The 25,738-nt window shown below is 43.2% G+C and carries 17 protein-coding genes; 3 read left to right on the forward strand and 14 right to left on the reverse strand.

Going from position 1 to position 25,738, the window contains the following annotated elements:
- The first annotated feature begins 85 nt into the window (after positions 1–85).
- Positions 86–937: a sugar phosphate isomerase/epimerase family protein gene (locus GK047_RS22025; protein ID WP_163951771.1), complete on the forward strand. Its 852-nt coding sequence runs from the start codon at positions 86–88 to the stop codon at positions 935–937.
- 59 nt (positions 938–996) lie between these two features.
- Here the strand turns inward: GK047_RS22025 and GK047_RS22030 are convergent, their stop codons facing one another.
- The 9 genes from GK047_RS22030 to GK047_RS22070 form a co-directional block, all read right to left on the reverse strand.
- Entirely contained in the window at positions 997–2,709 is a 1,713-nt protein-coding gene (locus GK047_RS22030) for a hypothetical protein (protein ID WP_163951773.1), read from the reverse strand.
- Between the two features lie 39 nt (positions 2,710–2,748).
- Positions 2,749–4,035: an efflux RND transporter periplasmic adaptor subunit gene (locus GK047_RS22035; protein WP_163951775.1), complete on the reverse strand. Its 1,287-nt coding sequence runs from the start codon at positions 4,033–4,035 to the stop codon at positions 2,749–2,751.
- Positions 4,036–4,077: 42 nt separating this feature from the next.
- Positions 4,078–7,185 carry an efflux RND transporter permease subunit gene (locus tag GK047_RS22040; protein WP_163951777.1) on the reverse strand — a complete coding sequence of 1,036 codons (3,108 nt, stop codon included), beginning with the start codon at positions 7,183–7,185 and terminating at the stop codon, positions 4,078–4,080.
- Between the two features lie 132 nt (positions 7,186–7,317).
- Entirely contained in the window at positions 7,318–8,718 is a 1,401-nt protein-coding gene (locus GK047_RS22045; protein ID WP_163951779.1) for a sensor histidine kinase, read from the reverse strand.
- On the reverse strand, positions 8,711–9,391 hold the full coding sequence (locus GK047_RS22050; protein WP_163951782.1) for a response regulator transcription factor: 681 nt from the start codon (positions 9,389–9,391) through the stop codon (positions 8,711–8,713). Before GK047_RS22050 ends, GK047_RS22045 begins: the two co-directional genes overlap by 8 nt.
- 37 nt (positions 9,392–9,428) lie before the next feature.
- Positions 9,429–10,160, reverse strand: a complete 732-nt coding sequence (queC, locus tag GK047_RS22055; RefSeq protein WP_163951784.1) for a 7-cyano-7-deazaguanine synthase QueC — start codon at positions 10,158–10,160, stop codon at positions 9,429–9,431.
- Between the two features lie 28 nt (positions 10,161–10,188).
- Positions 10,189–10,869 carry a 7-carboxy-7-deazaguanine synthase QueE gene (locus GK047_RS22060; RefSeq protein WP_163951786.1) on the reverse strand — a complete coding sequence of 227 codons (681 nt, stop codon included), beginning with the start codon at positions 10,867–10,869 and terminating at the stop codon, positions 10,189–10,191.
- A complete protein-coding gene (queD, locus tag GK047_RS22065) occupies positions 10,869–11,342 on the reverse strand; it encodes a 6-carboxytetrahydropterin synthase QueD (protein ID WP_163951788.1) in 474 nt (157 codons plus the stop codon). Before queD ends, GK047_RS22060 begins: the two co-directional genes overlap by 1 nt.
- Positions 11,343–11,713: 371 nt before the next feature.
- Positions 11,714–11,980 (reverse strand): hypothetical protein, encoded by a 267-nt coding sequence (locus tag GK047_RS22070; RefSeq protein WP_240344109.1) that lies wholly within the window; start codon positions 11,978–11,980, stop codon positions 11,714–11,716.
- Positions 11,981–12,255: 275 nt separating this feature from the next.
- On the opposite strand from GK047_RS22070, the gene GK047_RS22075 reads away from it, so the two are divergent.
- Positions 12,256–12,885 (forward strand): nitroreductase family protein, encoded by a 630-nt coding sequence (locus GK047_RS22075; protein WP_163951792.1) that lies wholly within the window; start codon positions 12,256–12,258, stop codon positions 12,883–12,885.
- A gap of 62 nt (positions 12,886–12,947) precedes the next feature.
- On the opposite strand, the gene GK047_RS22080 is transcribed toward GK047_RS22075, so the two are convergent.
- Complete coding sequence (locus GK047_RS22080) at positions 12,948–14,021, reverse strand: hypothetical protein (protein ID WP_163951794.1); 1,074 nt, start codon at positions 14,019–14,021, stop codon at positions 12,948–12,950.
- A 180-nt stretch (positions 14,022–14,201) separates the two neighbouring features.
- Between GK047_RS22080 and GK047_RS22085 the strand changes: the two genes are divergently transcribed.
- Positions 14,202–14,291: a sporulation protein YjcZ gene (locus GK047_RS22085; protein WP_163951796.1), complete on the forward strand. Its 90-nt coding sequence runs from the start codon at positions 14,202–14,204 to the stop codon at positions 14,289–14,291.
- A 96-nt stretch (positions 14,292–14,387) separates the two neighbouring features.
- Here GK047_RS22085 and GK047_RS22090 read toward each other — a convergent pair whose 3' ends face one another.
- From GK047_RS22090 to GK047_RS22105, 4 genes are all read right to left on the reverse strand, one after another.
- Positions 14,388–16,007: a hypothetical protein gene (locus GK047_RS22090; protein WP_205516914.1), complete on the reverse strand. Its 1,620-nt coding sequence runs from the start codon at positions 16,005–16,007 to the stop codon at positions 14,388–14,390.
- Positions 16,008–16,139: 132 nt separating this feature from the next.
- Positions 16,140–16,940 carry a Cof-type HAD-IIB family hydrolase gene (locus GK047_RS22095; protein ID WP_163951799.1) on the reverse strand — a complete coding sequence of 267 codons (801 nt, stop codon included), beginning with the start codon at positions 16,938–16,940 and terminating at the stop codon, positions 16,140–16,142.
- 107 nt (positions 16,941–17,047) lie between these two features.
- On the reverse strand, positions 17,048–24,268 hold the full coding sequence (locus GK047_RS22100; protein ID WP_163951801.1) for a glycoside hydrolase family 78 protein: 7,221 nt from the start codon (positions 24,266–24,268) through the stop codon (positions 17,048–17,050).
- Between the two features lie 87 nt (positions 24,269–24,355).
- On the reverse strand, positions 24,356–25,600 hold the full coding sequence (locus GK047_RS22105; protein ID WP_163951803.1) for an S-layer homology domain-containing protein: 1,245 nt from the start codon (positions 25,598–25,600) through the stop codon (positions 24,356–24,358).
- Between the last annotated feature and the right edge of the window lie 138 nt (positions 25,601–25,738).

The following is a 25,738-nucleotide window of genomic DNA, read 5'->3' on the forward strand; positions in this document are numbered from 1 at the left end:
TCTTATATTCTACCATAGGAATAAGCTAGGAGAACTAGTAATTCTGCGAAAAAGTGAAACTAAACACTTTATTAGGAGTGATTGTATGATTAAAGGATTAACGAGTGCGGGGCTTGGATCAGACATCGGTAATCTAGCCACTTTTATTCAAAAGGCTTCACAATATGGATTTGAAGCTGTTGACACAACCGGAGCAGATTTAGAAACCTTCATTGAAGCTTACGGTTTGAAGGGCGCTAACACCTATTTGCAAGAACACGGCGTGCAAATAGGTGCTATAAGCCTTTCACCTCAGTGGCGCACCGATGAAGCTGAATTTCGCAACGGCTTGACCCATTTGGTACGTGATGCAGAGGCAGCTGCATCGCTCGGTTGTACGGCATGCTGCACGTACGTGCTTCCCTCCACCGATTATCCTGCTGCACATTTCATGGCGTTGGCGACACGCCGACTTCGAACGTGCGCTCAAGTGCTCGGCGCCTTTGGCATTAAGCTCGGGCTTGAGTTTGTCGGCCCCCACCATTTGCGTACGCGCTGGAAACATCCATTTATTTGGGATCTGCACAGCACACTCGATTGGATCGAGACAATTGGAGAAAGCAATGTGGGACTGCTGTTCGACGCTTATCATTGGCATACCAATGAACATACCATTGCGGATATTTTACGATTGAAGCGTGAACAAATCGTACATGTCCACATCAATGACGCACCCCATGTCCCCATTTCTGAGGTATTAGACAATGAAAGGCTGTATCCAGGCGAAGGCGTAATTGATTTAGAAGGGTTCCTCCGAGCACTCCACAAGATCGGGTATGAGGGAATTATTTCCCAAGAAATACTCACTGCCCAGCCACCTAGAGAATCCTTGGAAACGCTGCTTCAAAGATCTAAAACAGGGTATGCGAAGGTTTATCGCGCCGCAGAACTCAAATAAAGAAAGAGGATCGATCCCCGAAACTCAAGGGGATTAATCCTCTGTCTGCCTACAAACTGTTATTTTACTGTTTTTAATAAACGTTTAGCTGTACCGCTTTGTGTATCGATGACCTCATACACATTCACTGTGAAGGGATAACTGAATTGGTCCGTTGCAATGTTGCTTGCATCCAGGGTTTGCTTGCCGCTTATCAGCTTGTTCGTACCCGTTAAGACAGCGTCCTTCGAACCGACTACCCGTCCAACGCTGTCCACAATTTCGAATTTGATTTTGGAGAAGTTATTGTCAACGACAACATTTTCTTTTTGAGTAATATCAAGATCAAGACGGAATTTATACGTATAGGTCAAAGCTGCCGTTGTTTGGGTATTGACGGTTACATCATTAAATTTCAGATCGAACGGATACATTGAAATCATGCCGTCCGTCGTTTCTTCCTGTACCTTGGTTTGCAAGGAGGCGATAGTCGTCATGTAAGGCGCAGCCGCTTGCGCATCGAGCAACTTCATTGTGAAACCAGTATTTGTCTCGGATTGGGGCACGATATATGAATAGCTAACCACGTAGCTAAGGCCTGGATTCATCATCGCTGTCACATTCGTTTGACGAGCGCCTTGATACGTAACGCCTTGCGCGTTCGTCAATTCCGATAGGAACGCAGGTGCAGTTGTTGGCACATCGCTTGTATTCGTTAATTTGAACTTAGCCACTGCGGTTTGATAGCCTTCACCCGGATTTTCATGCATATGCAATTCCATCAACGATACTTGCGTCTTCTTATCAACAACCGTAGTCAAAGCATCGAAAGCAATTGGAGTTCCAATTGTATACACCGGAGCTCCTGTATTCGATTGTTCGCCTTTAGGCCATGCAATTGCGACTTTCCCAGTAGCTAACGTTATTACTTGACTCCCTCCTTTGGGTGCAAATGTGTCTGTAGAGACAATAAGGAGATTAGAAAGCGTAACGCCATTTTCGATTGGAACCGTAAAATGGATATATTTTTTCTCGCCAGCTTCTAAAGCGATCGGATCTGCCTCCGAGCGTTTGCCTTCATAGGTTTTTTGTTCGGATTGGGCATCTATTCGGAACGCAGGAACCGTCTCGCGCCCAGCACCTGGATTCTCAGCAAGTACGGTCACAACGGCTGCACGACCTGTGCTTGTATTTTGCATAGAAACCTCTAAAGGCGAATAAACAAGCCCTGAATTCACGCCAGGTAGCGTAAACGGCTGCCCCCATTGTAACGCATCAAGCTTCTGCGGTGCTGAATTACCTGTACCGTACCAAACGTTTCCAGTTGGCATCGCTAGCAGCGTTGTTTCTATTTTTGGATATGCGTAGATGTCTACGTTAACAAAGGAAATTTGATCGATCTGGGTAATTTCCTTACTATCCACGGAAGTCATATACACGAGTTCGGTAATTTCCTTCGGCAGCAAAGCATCTTTATTGCTGGCGCTTGGTTTCAATGTGTAGACTACACCGCTTAAGGTGCGAACACGCAGCTCATGCTCAGGAACACGATTTTGCACATCCCCTCCGTTATAGAGACGAATTGTTGCAGAAATTTGTGAGCCCAATGCAGTCGGAGTCACAGCAACATTTTTTATCGCTGCCCGAATATCACTTGTTAGTCCATAATTTACAGAAGGAGCCTTTACGACAGACGCTGCTGAATCCGCTGCAAGAGCGGGTATTCCCCCTTGCAGAATCATTGTACCTAGCACGATTGCCGTTAAGCCTGTTTTCCAAGGTTTATTTTTCATGAGAGTACTCTCCTTATTGTACGATTTCACATAGATGTTCTACTTAGCTGCTGGTGTCGGAGTCGCTTGCGAGTTCTCTACTTTTTGTCCGTCTTTCAAGTTGTTTTGTCCAGTGACAACCAATTGCTCACCATCTTTGACGCCTTCAAGCACCTCTTGATATTCACCATTGATGCGTCCTAATTTTACTTTGCGTTTCATATACTGATCACCTTGTTTAACAAATACAAAGGTATCGGACTCTTCCCGAATAATACTGAGTGTGGGAACCGCAACAACTTGTTCTTCCGTTTCTGTCGTCAGCTGCACCATGAATCTTTTACCGGGCTGAAGCTGGTGATCCGCATTCGGAACTTCCATTTCCAGTGTAAATGTCTTACTTGTAGCACTCATGATGGGCGCAAGATAGCTGATTTTGGCTGTACCTTTTTTTGTCGGCTCGTCTGGATTGTAATACACCAGCTCTTGCTTGCCTTTGACCAACAGATTATTAGATTCGGATAGCTCCGTTTTAATTTTGATCGGATCAATTTGCTGTACTTGCCCGACTTTCCCCATAGCGGCAGACACCGCTTGACCAGCCACAAGGTTAAAATCAGTTAAAATTCCGCTACTTGGTGCTTTCACACTGTAATTTTCAAGCGAACGCGTCGCATCGTCCAACGATAGACGAGCTGATTCCGCTTGCGTTTCAATCGAAGCGATGGTGTTCGAGCTATCGTTAGCCGTCAGCTTGTTCTGTGCAGATTCAAGACTCATCTGAGCATTGTCAACAGCTTGTTTGGATTGGTCGACTTGATGCTGCGTGACAAGACCCGCGTCGTAATCATTTCTTATTTTGTTGTAATCCTGTTGAGCATTTTTGTAAGCTGTTTCTGAGCGGGTTACCGCATCAGCCAAATCCTTACGATTGTTCACTTTATCATCTTGAGCTTTTTGTAAAGATTCTTGTGAGCTTTTGAGCGACAATTCACTTTTTCGTTTGGCAGATTCGGCATCTTTGCTGTCGAGGACGAACAATACATCGCCCTTCTCCACGTAGTCGCCGCGCTTCTTAAGCACCTCAATAACTTCTCCGTTTGCTTTGGGAATCACGTCAAGTGCAGTCCCCGCGGCCACATCGGCCACTTGCTCGATCGGACTGCTAATTTTGTGTTTCACAATGGCTTCCGTTTTAACTGGTCTTGGCTGCAGCTGCGCCGTAGCCGGCCCAGCTCCGCCGGGAGCCGAGCAGCCGACCGCCATCACGGCGGCCACTGTCCAAACAGCCAGCATGCGAAGCGTGCGATTCTTGAATAAAAGACTACCCGTACTAACCTTTTTCATCTCTGTGCCTCCTAAAATTACCTGAGTTTTGCTTGAACCCACCTATACGTCTATGCTTGCTGGCTTCGTTTCTACTTTCTTTTTGTCCTTGTGAAACATCCGTGATACACGCCCTTTGAAGCCTTCAATCATTTCATATACGATTGGAACGACGACTAGCGTCAATATGGTTGAAGTAATCAGGCCACCGATAACAACGATCCCGAGCCCTTTCCCAATTAATCCGCCTTCTCCAGATAAGCCCAAAGCAAGCGGCATTAATGCCATAATCGTTGCTCCAGCCGTCATGATGATTGGACGCAAACGTACTTTGCCCGCTTCAATCAACGCATGCCTAACCGCATACCCTTCTTCGCGGAGCTGTTGTGCGCGGTCGATTAATACAATCGCATTCGTTACTACGATACCGATTAGCATCATAAACCCAATCATCGATGTAATATTGAGTGATTCTCTTGTCAGAATAAGTCCTAGGAGACCACCGATTGCGGCCAGAGGCAAGGAGAAAAGAATCGCGAATGGCGCCCCGGCGTTACCGAAGGCAAGCACCATAATTAAGTAGACCATCGCTACGGCGACTGCCATGGCTAGGAATAATTGCGAGAAGCTTTCATTGATATCTGCCGATACCCCTTTAACCTCAGGTGATACGCCATCTGGCAATTCAATTTGTTTCAGTGCCATCGATACTTTCATGCTAACGCCGCTTTTATTCTCGTCATTAATTTTCGCCGTTACTTTCACTAACTGCTTTTGCGATTCTCTAGCCAAAGAGTTCGCTGATTGAATTTCACTGATTTTAGCGATCTCTTTCAAATAAACAGTCGAGCCGTTCGTCGCAGTAAAAGGAATATTGCCTAGCTTTTCAAGCGTGTTTTTATCTGATTTATCCAATGAGACGGTTGTTGTATACGTCACATTATCAAATTTCATATCACCGAGGCTTTGCTTTTGAATCCAAGCGTGAGCTGTGTCTCTCACCGTAGAGGTGTTCAGTCCATAAGCTCTAGCTTTCTTCTGATCAACGGCAATCTCGACCTCTGTTTTCGCATCGCTCAAATTATCCTCAACTTCGCTAAGCTCGGGAAACGACTTAAGTTTCTCTTTAACCAGCGCAGCTGCTTTGATCAGCTGATCCTGATCATCGCCCTTCAGCGAGTAAGAGAAGTCTGTACTGGAGAAGCCTCCGTCTCCGCCAAGCTCTCTGGGCTCAACGGTAGAGCCCTGCGGTAATTCAGAAACGATGAAATCCTTCATTTGTTCCTTCACTTTTGCAGGATCAACTTGATTATTGACTTCCACGTAAATTTGGGAAGCATAAGGCGTACGTTCATCATCATCGCCAGCAAAACCAACTAACGCTTCGACGAAATTGAATACGGGCTTGCCATTGCTATCTTTCGTGTCTAACAACACTTTTTCGATTTCTTTCGTCTTCGAATCTGTTGCTGCGAACGAGGTTTCATAAGGCATTTTCAACTGGAAATACATCGTTTTCGAAGGTTTACCGTTAGGCACGAAGGCCACCGAAAGATTAGGAATCGTCGTGACCAACGTAACAACAAACAATAAACCTGAAATCAGAAGAGACTTGATTCTATGTTTCAAGCACCACTGCAAAACGGACTCATAAAAAGAAGTTAAGCGTGATGGCTTCGTCTCATCGTGAACTTTGATTTTGCTTCGCAGTACTAATAATTTAGCTAACATCGGAATAACCGTTAATGCGACTAATAAGGAAGCTAAAAGTGCACACGCTAACGTGATAGCAAAAGGTTTGAAAAAGCCCCCAACAACACCACTGACCATACCGATAGGCGCAAAGACCCCAACTGTCGCCAATGTTGAAGAGGTAATCGCCATTGAAACTTGTTTCGTCGCAAGCTTGATGACCGATTCATTTCGTTGCTGCGCCTTTTCCAATGACGTATAAATATTTTCAATAACCACAATCGAGTCATCCACGACACGCCCAATGGCGATAAACATGCCTCCTAGCGTCATCGTGTTGAGCGTAAGACCAAGCTGCCACATTAACAGTAGTGTAATGAGAATCGATAAGGGAATCGATACTAAAACAATCAATGTCATTCTAACATTACGCAAAAAGACAAGAATCATTAGCGAGGCCAGAATAGCGCCTACAACCCCTTCGCGTAACAAACCGCTAATGGATTCTTTAATACTCGTCGCACTATCGTAAGTGTTCATGAAGGTTACGTTCGGCATGGTTGTCTTCCAGCCTGCAATAAGCTTCTCCAAGGATCCGGAGAATTCAACTGCATTCGCGTCGCTGCTCTTATACAGGATCATCCCGATTGCTGGTTTACCATCCAAGCGACCATTAAAATCAGACTCCGTGATCGCTTTGACTTTAGCCACTTGAGAAAGGGTAACAATATCTCCCTTGGCTGTTGTGATCTCTACTTGCTCTAGATCTGTGAGGCTTTTTAGGTCGCCGGTTACCCGGGCCATCTTGTTATTTCCGCTCAATTCGACGCTTCCAATTGGACTTTTCGTCACAGCGGCGTTAATCATACTGCTTACTTGAGAAGGCGAGAGACCGTACAACGCTAACGCATCCGCATCCAGCTCAATATCCAGTGTCGTATCACGAGCACCAATAACATCCATATGGTCGATGCCAGCTATGCCTTCTAAGTTAGGTTTAATCGTATCTTTATACAATTTATCCAGCTCGGTTTGGCTCATACCGTTATTCGCATAAGCGACTAGATAGTTAGAAGCAAAGGAGGCTGCGCCAAAGGTTGAAGCTTTCGGTGCACTGGATCCTGCTGGAAGCTTCACTTCCTGAAGCAAGCCCATGACATCCTGCTTCTTTTTATCCGTGTCTACACCTTGTTTGAATTGTAGGATAATCATTGAGAAGTTATCGCTCGAAGTTGAGCTCATATTCTCTAGATCAGACAAATTGGCCAGCTTCTGCTCAATTGGATCCGTAATTTCATCCATGACATCTTTGGGTGCTCCCGTATAAGTCGTCGAAACAACCACGACCGGAAACGAAACGTTCGGCATGTTTTCAACCTTCAACTTGTTGGCTGCGTACATACCGCTTCCGAACAAGATGAGGATAATAATAAACAACGCAGAGATGTTCTTCATGGAAAAATGGGTTAATCGATTCATTCCTGCACTCCCCTCATGACATTCGCATTTCACATTTTCATCAAATGTTTGTACGCTAAAGATACATGTCAAATATGAACCCAATATGAACAAACAAAAAAACCTTGGCATTCTCCGCCAAGATTTTTTCAGTCAATGCTTTTTAGTTGGGTGGATGAGAATGGGAAGCGTGATCGTAAACGTCGTTCCGCGATCAATCTCACTTTGTACATCCATGGTTCCTTGATGCAGTTCTATAATTTTCCTTACGATGGCCAGCCCTAAACCACTGCCGCTGCTTTCACGATGTCGCGAAGCATCCGCTTTATAGAATCGCTCGTAAATCCGTTCTTGATCTTCCGGTAATATCCCTATGCCGCTATCTTGAATGCGCACGCGAACACGATCCGTTAGCGGAATAATCTGAATTCGAATGTTTCCCTCCGCAGGTGTAAATTTGATCGCGTTGCCGAGCAAATTCATCCATACCTGGCTTAATTGATCGGCATCCGCAGTGATTTTCACTCTTGGCAAATCCATATCCATATCCAATTGCTTGGCAGACCATTGAGGCTCATAAGAGACGGCAACGCGACGAAGCTGCTCGTCCAAATCAAAGGTTGTTGGCTTAAAGGGATGATGCTCCGATTCAAGGGAAGCTAATTTCAGTAAATTCTCGCTTAAACGAGACAACCGTTCGCTTTCGCGCTCGATAATTTCCAAGTAACGAAGACGGTCTTCATCCTTCAAATCCGGCTGTTTCAATGCCTTGGAGAAGCCGCGAATGGAAGTTAAAGGCGATTGAATCTCATGTGAAACATTTGAAACAAAATCCTGTCTCATCTGCTCAAGCTGCTTGAGTTCGCCAGCCATATGATTGAAGCCCTCTGCCAAAAGACCAATCTCGTCCTTCCTTTTCACCGTTACTTTCACATTGAAATTACCTCTCGCCAACCGATTTGTCGCCAAGGTTAGCTTTTTGATTGGACTCACGATATATCGGGAAGCAATTAAAATGAGAACACTCCCAATAATAAGAACAATCAAGAGCACCGTTATAATGAGTGTTCGAGATTGTTTCCTAGACTCTTCTGTGAATTTGGGCATAACAAACAAAGCGTATTGCTTGTCTTTAACGCTGAGTGGCACACCGACAACTAAACGGGTAGGCTCACCGAAATATCCGTAATTTAAATACATGCTCTTATAAATTTGGCCCTGAAGAACCTGCTCAACCTCTTCAGCTTTAATATTCAAAGATTCATTCTTACTTTGTATGCTAAACGCGACATTATCCCCGCTGCTATCAAAAAGAATTAAAGAATAACCATCGTTCAACTTCGTGCTTGCTTCTAGAAAAGACTTGATTTCTAAGGGCTGATAGTCGTTACTCATCGTAACAAGCTGCTTCCCGACTTTGAGTAAATTATCAAGAACTTCTGTTGAGATACGATTCGTATAAAGCAGCATAGCAATTAAAAAGGAAAGTAAAATGCTAATGACTACAACCGCGGAAAACGTTAGCACAACTCGCAGATAAAGGGTTTTAATCATGCTTTACCTCAAGTCGATAGCCAAGGCCGCGGATGGTTGCAATGTGAAACTGGTTGGTTACGGAATCGAAACGCTCCCGCAAGCGTTTGATATGTACGTCTACAGTGCGCTCATCCCCCTCATAATCAATCCCCCATATTTGCTCAATAAGCTGAGCCCGGGTAAAGATTTGCGCTGGATAGCTCGCAAGCTTGTACAGCAATTCGAATTCCTTGAGCGGCAAATCGTAACGTTGCCCCTTCATACGCACCTCTAAAGTCGTCCGATCGATGACTACATCCCCAATGTGGATCGTCTGGGAGGACGCGATACGATAACGTTTAAGCAGCGCTTTTACGCGCATCACTAACTCGACGGGATCGAACGGCTTGACGACATAATCGTCAGTACCCAGCTGAAACCCTCTCACCTTATGAGCCGATTCACTCTTGGCGGTCACCATGAGAAGGGGAATATCATTGTAATTCGCTCTTAATTCGCGGCACAAATCCCACCCGTCCATGAGCGGCATCATGATATCCAGGACGACGAGATCAGCTGATGTCGTTTCCAGCAGCTTGAGCGCTTCTTGCCCATTGCTGGCCTGAAGAACCTCAAGACCCTCTCTAACCAAATAGACACGAATTAGCTCTCGGATCGCTTCATCGTCATCCACTACCATAATTTTGACCATGTTCCATTCCGCCTTTCCTCTGATCCAGATAACCTACTTATCGCTCCAAGTAGGCAATTGGATCCTTAGAACCCGCTTCCTCAAAACCTTTCAACCGCAGGCGACAGCTATCGCATTCGCCGCAGGCTTCCGCTTTGCCATTATAGCAAGAGGTTGTAAGTTCATACGGAACACCTATTTGGATCCCCTCTTGGATGATCCTCGCTTTCGTCCAATCGATCAAAGGAGTTTCAATCGTTATTCCCTTGCCCTCCACGCCTACTTTTGTCGCTAGCGCAATCACTTCTTCGACTTTATGGATAAACTCGGGACGGCAATCGGGATATCCGCTGTAGTCTAAGGCATTTACGCCGATATAGATCGCTTCCGAGCCAGTCACTTCTGCGTAAGATGTAGCAATGGACAAGAAGAGCAGATTGCGCCCCGGCACATAAGTGACCGGAATTTCTGACGCTTCTGGATCCTCCCCTTGCTCTACGTTGACCACATTAGGCACTTCTATCGTGTCATCCGTTAAAGCACTTCCGCCAAAATCGCGAAAGAAGTCGAGCTTAATGATTTTATGACGCTGACTCACGCCGTAATGCTCAGCTACTTGCTTGGCATTTTCAATCTCAATCCGATGGCGTTGTCCATAATCAAAAGAGATCGGGTACAATTCGTATCCGGCTTCCTTTGCCAGTCCCATACAGGTAGTGCTATCAAGCCCTCCGCTTAGGATAACTACCGCCTTCTTGCTTTTGTTATTCGTGTCAGAGCTGTTGCTCATATTAAGGCCACCTCGCTTCAATTAGTTCCTATACCCCGCGCAGCGCAGGGTCCCAAATAATCTTGTGAAGCTGCATATTCAGCTTCACGTTCGACAGCCCGGCTTCAAGCATCAGCTCGACGAGCTTGCGCGGCGGCATCGTTTCCCAGACCGGGCTAAACATCGGCAGCGCCTTGGTCGGATGCTGCGCCAGTACCTCCACAGCGGCGCGGAAATCGACTTCGCTACCGATGACGAACTTCAGTTCGTCCTGTTCGCGCAGCAAGCCGAAATTGCTCATGATCATTTGCTCCGTCTCGCCAGAATCAGGCAGCTTGAAATCCATGATGTATCGCACCTTTGGTGAAGCGATACGCGTTATGAACGGCGCCAGATCGATCGCACCGTTCGTCTCGATGTGCAGGTCGTCGACCTGCTCGAGACCAGCTAATGCCTCCGCTAAGGCGAGCGACTTCTCGCCATACAAGAGCGGCTCCCCGCCGGTCAGACAAATATGCCGGGAGCGGAAGGTACTCACCTTGCTGAGAATCTCAGCAATGGTCATGACATTTTCCGCTTCCGCAGGTGGGTAGCTGTACTTGGTGTCGCACCACGTGCAGCGTAGGTTGCAACCAAAAAGACGGACGAAAACCGTCGGGAACCCAGCACGGGTTCCTTCGCCTTCTACCGTCTCGAATATTTCTACCATAGGAATACGGATATCGCGCATTACGCTTCCTCCTCCATCATTGAGCGAGTGATGGCCGCATAGCTGGTCGGCGTTTCCCATAGCCGAATTTCCTCCAGCTGAATAGCGGGATAAAGTTTTTCTTGCAGCAATCCTTGATGAATTTGCTCGTACATCCATACGACCATATTCTCAGCCGTTGTGTTCATTGGAGGCAGAACATCATTCAAATACTTATGATCTAGCACATCAATGACCCGATCCTTGGCAATGCGTTTAATATCTCCAAAATCTATAGCGATCCCCCGGCTATCCACCTTGCCGCGCATAATGACTTGCAGCTTATAGGTGTGCCCGTGCAGATTTTTACATTTTCCCTCATAACAGTGCAGATGATGCGCACTATCAAACGTAAATTCTTTGGAAACCAAGACAGACTTGTGATGATATTTCAGTTGATTCTCGTTGATGTCTCGCCCCAAAACTTGCACATCTCTTGGGATTTCATACCCCATATCTATCACCTCATCTATGAAAAACAGTACTCCAAATTATATCACGGGAAGTATGCTTCTAACAATCCATGAAAGAGAGGCAGGATAAGCCATAGCTAAAATTCCCATAAATAATATTTCCTAGAAATAGCCTCGTTATGAACTTGTGACTCTGATCAAAGTTGGATCGATTAAGAACTTATCGATTCATTATTAATTCGTTTAGAGAGAATGAGAAAGAAACCTGCAGGGGGTATAACTGTGCCTTCATGCTAGGCAGAGGTATAATAAACGTAATGTTATCGGGCGATATGACTATATAGTTGGGGGAATTTATTTCATAAACAAGCCGGATGCGAGAATTTTTATTGAAAAACAATTTCTGGTTAGGTTTACTCTAGCGCTTTACGACGGCTATTTGCCCAATCCAAATGACTATGTATTTCTTGCATTCGCTCATTTTCTTCCCGTAAATCGGTTTCGATCAAGCCAGTGAGGCGCTCAATTTGGTCCACAACAGAATCTGGAAGATCCACTTCCTCCAGTGATTTTACGATATAAAGCAAGCACTGCAGAGTCTCTTCCATCAGGCTCTTTTTCTTGCCAGTTAATACGACTTCAGACAAGAAAATAAGATGAGCCAGCTCTTTTTGCGTCATATTCAAGAGAACCACCCCTTTCCTGTTATCATTATCTAACATTTTCCGACAAGAGGAAAGAGATGCTTGACAATCCTAACTGCAACATTTATTATTACAGTATATTGTCGCATCCAAATTTTACAGTTTACCTACGAACGAGACAATGTTACTTTTACTTTCCGTTACCTTGAAGCGGCTGAGTTGGAAGCATTTTTCAATCATCAAACTGAATACTTTACAACTACTGAAACACACTAAAGAGAATTCATTTTATATCTGGAGGGAATCTTATTATGACTCAAACTGTACAATCCGAAGTTCTTAAAGTTCTGGAAGATCGCCATGCCGTGAAACAATACCAGACTGGACACAAAATTCCAAAGGAAGTTCTGGAGCAGCTCCTGACTGCCACTTCCCAAGCACCTTCCGCTTGGAATTTACAACATTGGAAGCTCCTCGTTATTGAAGACCAAGCTCAAAAAGAAAAACTGCTTCCAATCGCATACGGACAAAAACAAATCGTAGAAAGCTCTGTTGTAATCGCGGTTCTCGGTGACCTCGAAGCGAACAAAAATGCAGAACTCGTGTTTGGTCCAGCTGTTGAAGGTGGATTCATGCCGAAAGAATTAAAAGATAACCTTATCGCTCAAATTGATGGGGCTTATCAACACCCGCAAGTTGCTCACGATGAGGCTATTCGCAATGGCTCGCTGGCTGCTATGCAGTTGATGATCGCCGCGAAAGCACTTGGCTACGATACTTGCCCAATGGGTGGTTACGACGCTGCCAAGTTTGTTGAAGCTTTCAACGTACCTGCTCGCTACGTGCCTGTTATGCTGGTTACCGTTGGTTTGGCTGCAACGCCAGCAAGACCATCTGGTCGTTTCTCGTTGGAGCAAATTACAGTTTCTAACACTTTTTAAGTCGACAATAAGAAAAAAGCATGAGCTCTCCCACAAATAGGGGAAGGGGCCCATGCTTTTTTTTAATGCAATTGATCGGTTTCAAACAAAATCTCATCGATTAGCTTATTGCGATAAAGCATGGATACGTTGAAGGTGTCATACTCGTTTTCCTTATCCAATTCCTCGAGCAGCAGCGTTGCAATCAACTCCCGATCATCGGAATCGCTTGGCTCACGGAAATCAATAAAGCCCGTCAACTGACGTTGACTAACATCAACTGTTGCCGTCCCAATTGGCAATCCGCCATACGATTGTTGATAAATTTCATAAGTGAGCGTATCTCCATCATCTCTAGCCATCACTATCGTATAGTCGTCTCGATTCGGATTCAGCGCTTCAATATCTGACCAAAACGTCTCCTCGCTGTTTAATACATCAATGTGCGTCAATTCGATTGTATCAATGGTCTCTCCGTTAAAGTTCATATTGAAAATAAACGTGTCCACTTCATCTTCATCAAAATCAGCGATAATCAACTCAGACACATCGTCCATTTCGTCCTCAAAAGGGTCAAATTTCCATTCAACATCCCCGACAATCTCAGAACCAAAAATCTGAAGATTAGCCTCTCCGACCAACTCCGATTCCTTATCGTAAATGTGGTAGCTCACTTGATTCCTTTTCTCCGCGACAATGACCAGTTCGAAGCCGATTTTACCTTTCCGTTCTTGGCCCATGGTCATCTCATCTTGTTGTTCCTGATCAATATCATTGTATCGGGTTTCATCTCTTACCCATTCATAATCAACCTCGTCATCATGTAATTGTGGAGTGTCCGCTTCCCTTTGGGCAGAATCCGCCATAGTGTGGTCTGTAGCGATAATAAAATCATAATCGCTATACGTGACAAACACCTCGTACTCCCTAATTCCAAGCGAGTCAGTGACATTTTGAATATACGTTTGCAAATACACATACACCTGCTGTTTATCCGCTTCGGCAAGGGACTGCTGCTCCAATTGAACCGAGCCTGTGAGTCGATCTGACTCCCGGTAAACGAGCGTTAATGTACCTACATATTCCTCATTGCACATAATATCGCAGACTTCGCCGCCTGCAGTTTTCAGGTCTGGTCTAAGCAAGATACCGGCCACGACTTGATTCGCCTCCTCTACAGATCCTTCATTCTTTTGTAGAATGTCCCATATCCGCCCAAAATATGAGCATACCGGGTAAATGTCTATACACATTCGACCATGGGTTCATATCCTGTACAATACAACGGCCGTAATAGACTTTCGTCGTCGGCACACTTTAACAAAGGAGGTAGTCGAATGTCTGCTGTAGCAGCCTATTCATCCACCGGCGCTATCCTGGTACTGTTCATTCTTTTAGTTATCATCACTCGTTCTTTCCTTCTGTAAAGTTCACCAGCTCAAGTAGCGTTAGCTATTTAAAACACAAGAAGCTGCGTTGTATCATATCGATGACACAACGCAGCCTCTTTTTTAGCATCTTTCTTAATTGCCAAAAGGAATTACATGTACGATTTTGCTTCCCTTATAGCTTATTACTAACGTCCCAGAGCTTGCTCCGGATAGCTCAACAACATAACTATTACCAGAAGGAACACGACTTGCAGTAATGTTCGGCGATGTTGTGATGACAACATCATTCCAATCGATACCTTCAAATAATCGAGATACATCCATAATCTGCTTATTCCCAATGGATGACAGGCTCTTCTCGTAAAGTTGAACCTTTATTGTATCTACATATATATGATGATTGGCTATATCTTTGGCGGTAACAGCAACTCTTGTGCTTATTGGATAGCCCTGTTGAGCGTTGTCTGTATTAATATATAAGTAATCATCAGCCCCAGCTTCATAGGTTATCCCAGTGACTGATGAACCCTGCTGTTTGTAGGAGTAAGTAAAAGCTGAGTTCGGTGCATCGGAAAGGAAAAAGCTTTTTATATCCAGGCTCAATGAACTCTTTGAAAGCACATTACGATCCTTTAATCGATCAGATTCTTTCACGATGAACTCTTGATGCTCCGTCTTTTGGGAATCGGTCGCACGAATCTTATAAGTCCCAGGATGTAAATAGAACGTATAGTTATTACCAGCAATTATCTTCTCGCCCTCATAATTAGGAGGAAACTCATCCAATACAAATGTCGGTGCATTCATTTCCGGGAAATAATCTCTCAAATCAACAGTATGAGAAGACTCCATGTCTAAACTAATGGTTTCCGCAATCCTTATCTCATTATTTCTTATATCAATAGGTATTTTACCTGCAGTAATGCCGCCTTTGCCATCCTTAACAAGAACAGATATTTCGGTTTGGCCAGCCTTTATAAAGGTTAAATGTTGCCCTACAAACAAACTACCTCTGTATTCGTTGGTTAAATGAACATAATTTTCATCCGTAGAGGTAATAACCAAATCTAATTGATCTTCATTTGGATCTCTAAAATAATCATAAATGCGTTCTTGAATTTCGAAATCACGCTTATCAATGCCTCTAATAGCCTCTATAGGAGGGCTTGATACAGCTTGTTTTGGAGCTATATTCCCCTCTTGATTATAGGATTCATCCACGTTAACCGTGATTGGTTTTATCGTACTTATTAATTCTTTTACTTGTTCTTTGGTTTGGTACTTAGCTGGAACTATTCCCATAAGCTCAATTGCTTTCGCAATGTCAAAGCGCGTATAACCATCTGCCGGAACAACAATAACATCTACAGAATCTGTTTGTGTTCCCGTTCCTTCTCGTTTCATAGCTGTTACTGTGAAAGCAGCCTTCCCAGATGAGATGGCTTCTATATAAAGTAAACCTTTAGACAAGAACTCATTGTTAAATTTAGCAACAGACGCATCAATCGAATCAGTATACGTTACTCTAAATTCTTTATACTTTCGATCGAAAACGCTATTTAAATCAATTAATTTAATACCATGCTCAGGTAGAACAATCGTATGTAGCCGATCAATTACTTCTGGTGTTGACATTACTGATGCTGTTGAGCTTGCGTTGGCATACCCCTGTTGGGCAGGCACAACCACCAATGGCACCGCAGCAATTGCCATGCTCATAACGATCCCCATCCACTTCGCTTTCTTACTCAAGGACTTCTTCTCTCTCCCCATGGTGGCACCACCGCCTCTTAGATTCTTTCTTCCATTCTATCATAGGTATTTTGTAGGAAGAACCCCCTGGGATGACAAAAATCCTCAAATAGTGAGGATTTTCTTCGTCATCTATGAACAATACTTGGCAATCGCTTCGTGAACACCGTCTTCATTATTGGAAGCCGTAATCGCATCTGCGGCTTGTTTCACACCCTCTGGAGAATTGGCTACTGCAACGCCAAGTCCAGCGAAAGCCATCATTTCAAGATCATTATAATAGTTTCCAATAGCCATCACCTCATTAGCCTCTACTTCCAAAGTGGTAGCCAATGCTTTCAATGCATTTCCTTTGTTTGCCTTTGCGTTCATGACATCGATGAACAAATCACCGCTGCGGATCATGCGTAAACTACCGTATAATTTCTGCGCTTCCCATTCTTGCTCTACGCGATCCAGTACCTCAGGTTTAGCAAAAAGTGTAAACTTCACGATCGGAAGTTGAAGCTCTGACACATCCGTCACTAGCTTGGGATCGATCATAAACTTCTTGTACATCTGTTTTTCGTATTCCCCAATTCGCTCAATATACATATTAAATGGCGTACACACATCAAAATGGATGCCATCTTTTCTCACATAATCTAGCATCGGTTGAATCTCTTGCAGAGAGAATGCGAACTCATTCACTAACGTTTGTCCCTGCTCATCCGCGTGAACCGTTGCAGCGCCGTTATGAGTAATCATAGTCCCTTCAAGTCCAAGTTCCTGTAGAATAGGCAATGTGCTGGCAGGTGCTCTCCCTGTGCAAAGCACAATATGACAGCCCGCATCATGAACTTCTTGGATTGTCTGCTTAGTTTTATCCGTCAACACGTATTGATCATTTAAAAGTGTGCCATCCACATCCAAAGCAATTAATTTATACTTCATGTCCGTTCTCCTTATTTCCGCATGTTTTCGTTTTATTGTACCACAGGACACACAGGCATTCATCCAATTTACAAAAAGACAGCTATCCGAAGATAGCTGCCTCCCCTTTATTGAACCCTATGAACACCTACAGATTTATTCACATTCCCAATCATGTTAACAGGGATATCCTCTGTTTTAACTACACCATTTCGATAACGAATTCGAAAATGAATCATTTGTAAGCCTGGGGGTAACCCCTCTGCATACGACTGAAATCTAATGTCAAACAAATCACCGCTATAAAAAGTTCCGTTTTCCAAAGATACCGTTAGCTTTTGAGTCACATAAAGAGAGTGCCCATCTAGCCCCGTCGTATCCATCCATGCGGTAACTTCATCTACAGGAGCCGAAGAGCTTCGGCTCGAAACTACAAAAATTTCCCCTGAGTAGAAATCCTTGGGTGCAAGCACCGTTTGATCCCCGTTCTTCTCATGCAAAGCCAGCCATTTTTCCGTATAATTCACGTCAGATTGAATGGTCAAGGGCGCTGCAGGGATACTTTTCGTCGAGGTTGCTGATAGATATCCGTCTGTAACCGTTAACGATACTTGATAGTTCCCAGGTTGATTAAATGGATAAGCTATGTTTTTGGAGGTAAACGTAGAAGTGATTAAGTTTGGATCCTGTACCTTCCACTCATAAGCTAGATCGTCACCATCCAGGTCGATGGATAGATTATTTATTTGAACCCTATCACCTTCCCAAACTGGCTTAGGCGACCAGTCAAAATCAACACTAGGTGCCCTATTGATATACAACCATGTTTGTGGCGAGTAGTCTGACCAAGCATGTCCATCGAAAACTCTGACCCTTACTCGCAGTTTTTGACCTGCTGGCAAATCTCGATCAACTGTCCAATAACCTAGGGTTGAAGCCGTGTTTTGTGAATACGAACCTGTATCGAGAACGATAGTATCATTAGCTTCATTTGTGATTTGTATTTGAAAATACGTGAACACCGTACCTGCATCTTGGTCGATTTGACTCCATTGCAGTGTCGGTCTTACGGTCTGAATATGGGTAGGATTCGCCTGTGTGCCATCAGGTACCCGCATGATTGCAGTTGGAGGTCGATTGGCAACCATCCACCCAACGTTTGTCCACTCTGACCATGTAAGATGACTATCTTCCACCCTTACCCTTACCTGATATTTCTCTCCGTTTGTTAATGGTTCCGTAACATTAAAACTTCCTGAAGCGTTGTTCGAATATGCATATTTTATCGTTGAAGCCGACGTAACCAAGTTCCCGTTCTCGTCTTTCGTCTCAACTTCAAAATACAAGATCGCATCTGAGTCTGGATCGCTTTGATTCCACGAAATGGTTGGTGTCAAACTATCCATAAAAGTTGGACTAGCCAGGGTACCTGTCGGGTATGTCAACATTGCTACAGGAGGCCGATTTGTTTGAAACCACCCATACTCCGACCATTCCGACCACGCTGTTTCATCTTTGACTCGTACTCGCCAATAGAACTTCTTATCCTGATTAGCATAACCAGATCCATTCTGAAAAGAACCCAGTTCTAATTTACTTATGCCAGCCTTCTGACCAGTAGTTATATATCTTATGGTTTTACCGACATCCCTACCGGAGAGTGCCTTATAATAGACTTCTACCTCATATGCAGTAAAAGTCGTGTCCGGATCCGTGTCTATCTGCTTCCATTGTAAGAGGGGATCCGAATTTTGTCCCGCGTAGGCTGGAACATCTTCGGTGCCATTATAGCTAATTAATTGAACCATCGGCTTATGATTTGGCTTCACGGCTATTTCCAACGTATGTTCCGTATTATACGACCAAGCTCCATATTCATCCTTTACTTGCAAACCTACGAGATAGGTTCCAGCCTTTGTTGCTGTTTTCAGCTGTTCAGACACTAATTTCCCATCGGGATCTATATAATAATACCGTTCTTGAAAAATCCCTTTGTTCACTTCATAACCAGGTGAAAATTCACCAGTAGCAGGATTGTAACGATCTGGATCATAGCTTGATTGAGACCAATGCACATTTCCATCGTCATCAACGATATGACTAAACTCAGCAATAGGTCTTCGGTGTGCAATAATCGTTTTCTTGTACGTATTTGAATTTTCCCTATACGCATTAAATGTCAAGTCCGGGTATTTGTAATTGATTGCTGGATGGGGGTCATCCTTTGCTTTCAGCGAAACCTCATACTTACCTACCTTATCAAAATGCATTTGTCCAGATGAAAAGCTTTTTCCTGACAAGCTCGAAACACCCTGATTATTAAGAAACATTGGCATATGCATATAACCCCATTCATAAGTGCCCGCGATAGGATCATTTTCCGGATCATCAAAATGAATATTGTCATAATTAAGCTCATTTTCACCTGTATGTTCATCGATAATGACATAGTCTCCCGACCACACGTCCGTCTCATTTATCGATTTGCTTGCAATTGCCGAATAGGTAACAAACGATTTATTAGAAAATGGCCCAAAATACCCTTTGCTGAACGTGATGTCGCTCATTTTAAAATAGTTCACATTGTTAATAAATACAAACAATTCGTTATTTATCATTCGAATTTTTACACTGTACTTCTTATGATCTAGTATTATAAAATCCGAACTCATCAAAACCGTCCTAATCCCAGCTTGGTATTTACTTACATATACATTCGATCCGTCCCATTCCAAAGCATAACGGTTCATTCCATCTTGCATACGAAATGAGAATCCGAATAACTCCTTATCAACATTCGTTTGTTCAGATTTCAAATCAAAAGAAAATTCTGTATCCTTTAGCTCATAATTTGATTTATATTGGCCCAATTGAAATCTAGGAATCTTTGGCTCCGAAATTACCGGATCCCCCTTGTCCATATAAAGATATGTGCCTCCGTAAGGAGGTGATGAATTCCCTGTGATCCACTGATTGTACATATAGGCAGAGACAAGTAACCCATCCCCCAAATATTCGCTAAAGGCTTTGGTTGAAACCAATTTAGTCTCTCCTGAAACTACGCCATAAGAACCAGTAATAACTTTTCCTTCACCTGTTGACAGGTCTGAACAATTCCCATAGATGGTATTGGCACAGCTGCCATATACATAATTCTCGTTCGTATTGATATGGAAGTTTGGCGTAATTGGATTTACATTCCCTGCACCCCAAACTGCTCCTGAGGCCATATCGATCGTATTAAATACATTCGTATGTGTCTCATCGCTCCAAAGGTTAGAAAAATTGTACATCGTTTTAGTAATAATCTGATTGGCGAATGGGTTGACGATCATCGTTTGAATATTATCCTGATAATCGCTATTCATAGAAGACGAGTAAGACATTGCATTCCCGCCTGTTCTAGCTCGCCAAACTAGCTTGTTATCTTTATCAAACTTGGCTACGTAAATGCCAACCTCTAGCTGCGGATAATTTACAGAAGTAATATGATTCGATTGAAGAGGTGTTCCATTTGATGCCGTGCACTCTCTTATTTGATAAACATAATAATCGTTATCCAATCCTTTATAAGTTTGAGTGTTATAATAATTTCTATAAGAGCAGCTTGCCGTATCATATCTTGCCGGTACATAGCTATAGTACGAATTCGTCGGGCGATAATAAGACTTCATTTCATAAGTAACCGGAAAGGCAGCGCTGTTTGTTTGAAATTCATTACTATCAATGAGGTTCCCATTCACATCGTAAACGATTGTGTCTATACCTGTTTGGCCGCTATAGCCCAAGCTTTTATCATTCAACACGACGAGATTTGGGCCCTTGATAATGAATTGGGTAGCCTTAGGCGCCACGTCAAAGCATCGAATTAAACTTCCATCAAGCGCCCTATAAGAGCACGCCATCGTTAAACTATTGTACGCATTTTTGATCCCACCATGGTCGCTATCATTGTCGTAATAAACAAAACGAGGAGTTTCCTTTGAAAATACTTGGTAAATATTATTCTCTGCAAAATAGTAAGATGATTGACTTGGAGGAATCTCACTCACAGTTTTTGTGCCTTCTACGGGAAACGAAGTACCTTGCGGATAGAAAGGAACGACGACCTCTTTTTTTATTACAGGATCGTTATAGCTTGGTGTTTTTATTACATAATCATAGGGGTTCCCATCAAGCCAATGGTGCGTGAGGAGGCCCGTTGCTGGCCCACCCCATGGATTAGGCGTCCATACGATTTTGTTCGTATACCTTCCAATTTTAGATTTGTTCAGTGCATAAAACCTTGAAAATTTATCAACATAATTACCATCACTGAAGTAAATATGGATTTTATCCGATTGCAATAAGGTCCCACCTGGCACCGCTCCACCCGGATCTCCATTTTCTGTGGGAAAGAACAAAGGCTGCGAATAACCAGCTGTTGGAGAAATCATTGGTTTATAGGGGGACAACCCATTTTTCCCATATCCCATATCATTTAATGTTGTCGTATATGCTTGAGCACTGACAAATGTCCCCATTGATCTGACGGTATTAACTCCCCAAGTTTGCTCATCTGCCCCTTTGCCTAAGCCTGCTAATAAGGAGCCCTGCATATTGTGCCACATATATGAGCGATTTTTTAGTTGTTGTGTCGTATTTGTGTGAAATAAAGACCAGAATTTAAGAATATCTCCTGCTGTATATAGCGTACTCGGCTTAGGATCTGGATTCGGACTGTTACCTATAAGATCGAAACTAACTTTCGGCGCTTGGTTAATAACGTTCATTGTCGTTGAAACGGCCTCTGCCGAAGCGCCATATTGTTCAATGACTTTCAAATAAAATTGATATTTACCGACTTTATCAGGCTTAAATATATATTTTGGATTCGTTCCCGAAATAGATACCCAAGAATCATCATCAAAACCGTTGTTGTTAGCATCATATTTCATTTTGTACTCTACAACGGTAATGGGATCTCCATCGACACTTGAGGAATCGTTAAGAACATCATATTCATCACCCCGTATCCCCAAAGACGGTGCTATGATTTTGGCAACCGGAGGAAGATCTGGGTGTACAATAATGGAGCAAGTACTAGGATTTCGTGACTCTAGCCCCGTGTTGTCCGTGACCTTACTTAACGTCACATTCACAGTCACATCGCCGCTGCTAGCATTAGGGTATGCATTGAGCTTATTGATCCAAATATCCTTCGAGTGATCAATGGTTCTTCCGTTGACAGGACTGCGACTTTTGCCGCTGTGTATGGCATCAACGGCAAGAGGATGGTTTGCTTTAACCTCCGCTGGAGCCGTACAAACTGCAACCGGATTGGGCTCAACGATTGTAATCGTCGCTGGCTTTCTTTCAGTTTTTGCGCCTCTAGTATCCATACCCGTGACGTAAGCTGTATGAATGCCAAGCACATCTGCTTTGATCCTCTTAAAATGCTCGTCATGCTCCCAGAAACCAAAATCCGTATCTAATTTTCGGATAAAGGGATCCGAGCTGCCTTTGAAATCCCAGCTGTACACGATTCCATCGCCTTCTGGATCATAAGGTGTTTCTGGCTTCGCAAATCGATCCTGAATAATCCCTAAATCGATGTAATCACCTAAAACAGCCTCATCTATAGATGGATAACGATTAACATTATTTCCATTAAACCAGCCTGGTTGAAAAATCGGCGCATGATTTCCGGAAGCAACTGTAATTTCAAAGGATTTTGGTCCAACCACCTTCGTCGTTCCGCAGCTAGTAACAATTTTCATCGTTACATCAACAAATCCTTCTCCCATCCCTCTTGGATAGGGGGGACCTGTGAACCCTTGAGTTGAAGGTACACTTGTTATTCCTACCGTGTCGTCAATCAAGCTACCTTGTGAGAAAACGTAGCCAAACTGGGTCATTTTACAGCCCGCTCCTCCACTCACGCTTACATTGTCGGGTAACACCGAATTTGATTGTCCGAACATCATTTTAGTTTTTTCGAGATGGAAGTCCCCAGTGATAACTTCAGGACCGTTATCTATCGTACAGGTGGTCTGGGGAGAAATAGGGAATACCCTTGCGTTGTCCGACGTATTCTTCTCACCGGGCATCGAATCGAGGATGATACTAAGAGATTGTTCCGAGCTGAACGTTTTCGTAAAGCTTCCTGTCGCTGTAGCACCTCCAGCCAAAACGTTGTAGGGAATTGTCTTTATTTCTGTGCCATCGACCATTATTTTCACATTAAAAGCTGCAGTAATAGGATTCGAGCCGCTGTTCGTGAAGGAAAAGTCAAAGGATTTGGAGACATCTTTTTGTACACAACCCGGAGTAAAATTGATACCTCCAAGATTGGCATCGGTTGGCATATCATCATAGGTTACTCGGGCTTTGGTGGAGTAGCGATGAGTTTTGGAAAACACATTTACTTTAAAAGCGAAATAGTAGACTAGAATTTTCGCTCCATTTGGAGGGGAACCTAGTTCTTTGGAGGAGGTGAAGCCTTTATCTGTGGTTGTGTTGTAGTCATCCTGAAAGTTAAAATCCTGATTGAAAAGAACTTTGAATTTACTTGCATCGGAACCTATTGGCTTTGGATCTTCTACAATAGTAATCGTGCTTTCATCAGATTTACCTGATCCCAAATTAGAAGGACCATATATTATCTTATCTCTCATTATATCAGCATGCGACGAAGTAAATGGCAATGCTGCTACTGGATTTACTATAATACCATCGATTGTGGTGTAGTCTGCATTAATATCCGCAGTTAAACTTAAAGAATTCCCTAATGTAGTATTAAAATCACTGGACCTACAGTCTGGAAAGTGAGGCATAATTGTTCCTGAAATATCGTCTGTATCAGAAGGATTCGTATATTTATGATTACTGTCAGGTTTCCCTTTGGACGGACCACAGTTAACATTATGACTAATTCCATCGTCACCAATTAGATCTGCATACCAGTTTACCCCTGCTGATCCACCAGGCACATATCTATACCAAGCATAATAACCAAGTGCAGAAGTATTTCCAATTGAACTAATGGCTTCTGATACACCTCTTAGTTCTTCTAAGCGCCCAGCGTATGACGGCTGATTTATTGCTGCTGAAGGGGTTACATCCATATAGGAGCCATCAAGCATCTGTTGTTCTATCTTTTTAATTACCTTTCCCAATGGAATTTTGTTACTCGTGATATCAACTACACCATATGCTGTAGACGTTTTAGAGAAAAAATACGGTTCCTGAACCTGATCAATCATATCCGTTTCATAATTAATATCCACTTCAACAGTCTTAGAAGAAAAAGCTGCTGCTCTAACAAAGTAACCAAAATCTAGAGATGAAGTTAACTCCACTGCTATCATCAATATTAAGACTATAGTTAGCATTTTCTTTTTTTTTATTTTTCTGTTTCTATGCATCATTTATAACCGCCCTATTTGGTCATCTTTCTAATCAAATTGTGTTGGTAAAATTACTGTTAGTACATTTCTAATATAGTTCGGTTGTGGTGGCCTACCTGAGGCTGAGATTTCTAAACCTACAGAACCTCCTGTTTTAAATCCTTTTTTTGGAATAATAAACCCCATATATCCTAAAGGTAAATTACCAACAGTCGCAGGGATATTTAGTGTTCCGTTTAATCTTTTCTCTTTATTGACTTCAAGAAACCCATTCAAGTCTATTTGTACCCCCCCTTCCGATGCATAAAGATTCTCATCCTTATTATAATCAACATGCTTTTCAATCAAGATAATATAACTATCAGGAAAATCCTTAACCAATGGAATAACCTTTCTCCCACCTGTTCTCCACGTCAACTTATCTACATCCCCTAACAATCCCCGATTAGGATCATTCAAATCTGCCATATCAATCGCGATTATACGGTCAACGGTCCCCTTAAATATCCCATCTGAAGTTTCCATTACTAAATTCGCAGGATTCCACATTCTAGAAAATTGTCCTTCAAGCTGCTTTCCACCAAATATCTCTGGCATAACGCTAAAAATATTCGTCTTCTTCAGCACCAACTCTGCCGCAGATACTGCATATTTATCCACCTCCAGCTTTTCGCCATTATTGACACGCAAGATTCGGTCAATAATCGTCACAGACTGTGCACGAGTTGTTGAACTTTTGGGGGCTAGGTCACCACCGGCCAGTCCTTGAATTAATCCTTTTTGTGTAGCGTTGTACATCACCGAAGCATCGTCGATATTTACTTTTTTATCTTGTAAAGCAGTATCCGTCGCTCGTACTGATACTTTAGACATTTCTAGCCTTGAAATGGGTTTGTTAAGATCCGTCGCGGGAAAATCGTTATCTTTTACGATGCCCTTTTCGATCGCTACCGCCAAGTACGGCTTGTACCATTCTGAACTGGTCGATGTTCCTGTCGGTTTCAAAGCTAAGGCAATAGTAACCATCTTGATAAACTCTGCACGAGTGACGTTGCTTTCAGGCTTGAATGTTCCGTCCTCGTACCCATCAACAAATCCTTTAAGAAAAGAGTTTTCAACTGAGCTTTTTGCCCAGTGGTTATTTAAGTCTTCAAAGGTTGAGGTTTTCGTTGAACTCACTGGAGATCCGCTACTTTCAGCGCTCAAGACCTTTGGCAGACTTACCAGCGATGCGTGAGTGACCCATGCAAAGATCATGACCAATATCATGTTCAAACTCTTTTTCATATCCATATCCACTCCTCTTTCTTATTCAAAATGTGACTTCCTCCTAATCGGTAGTATGGCATAACATTTCTGTAAATGTCTACCTTTTTATCAACCTATGAACACAAACAAAACAACAACAAAAAACCACCCCGCAGTCGCATC

Origin of the sequence: Paenibacillus sp. SYP-B3998 (genome assembly GCF_010820665.1) — a bacterium.
GTDB lineage: Bacteria > Bacillota > Bacilli > Paenibacillales > NBRC-103111 > Paenibacillus_E.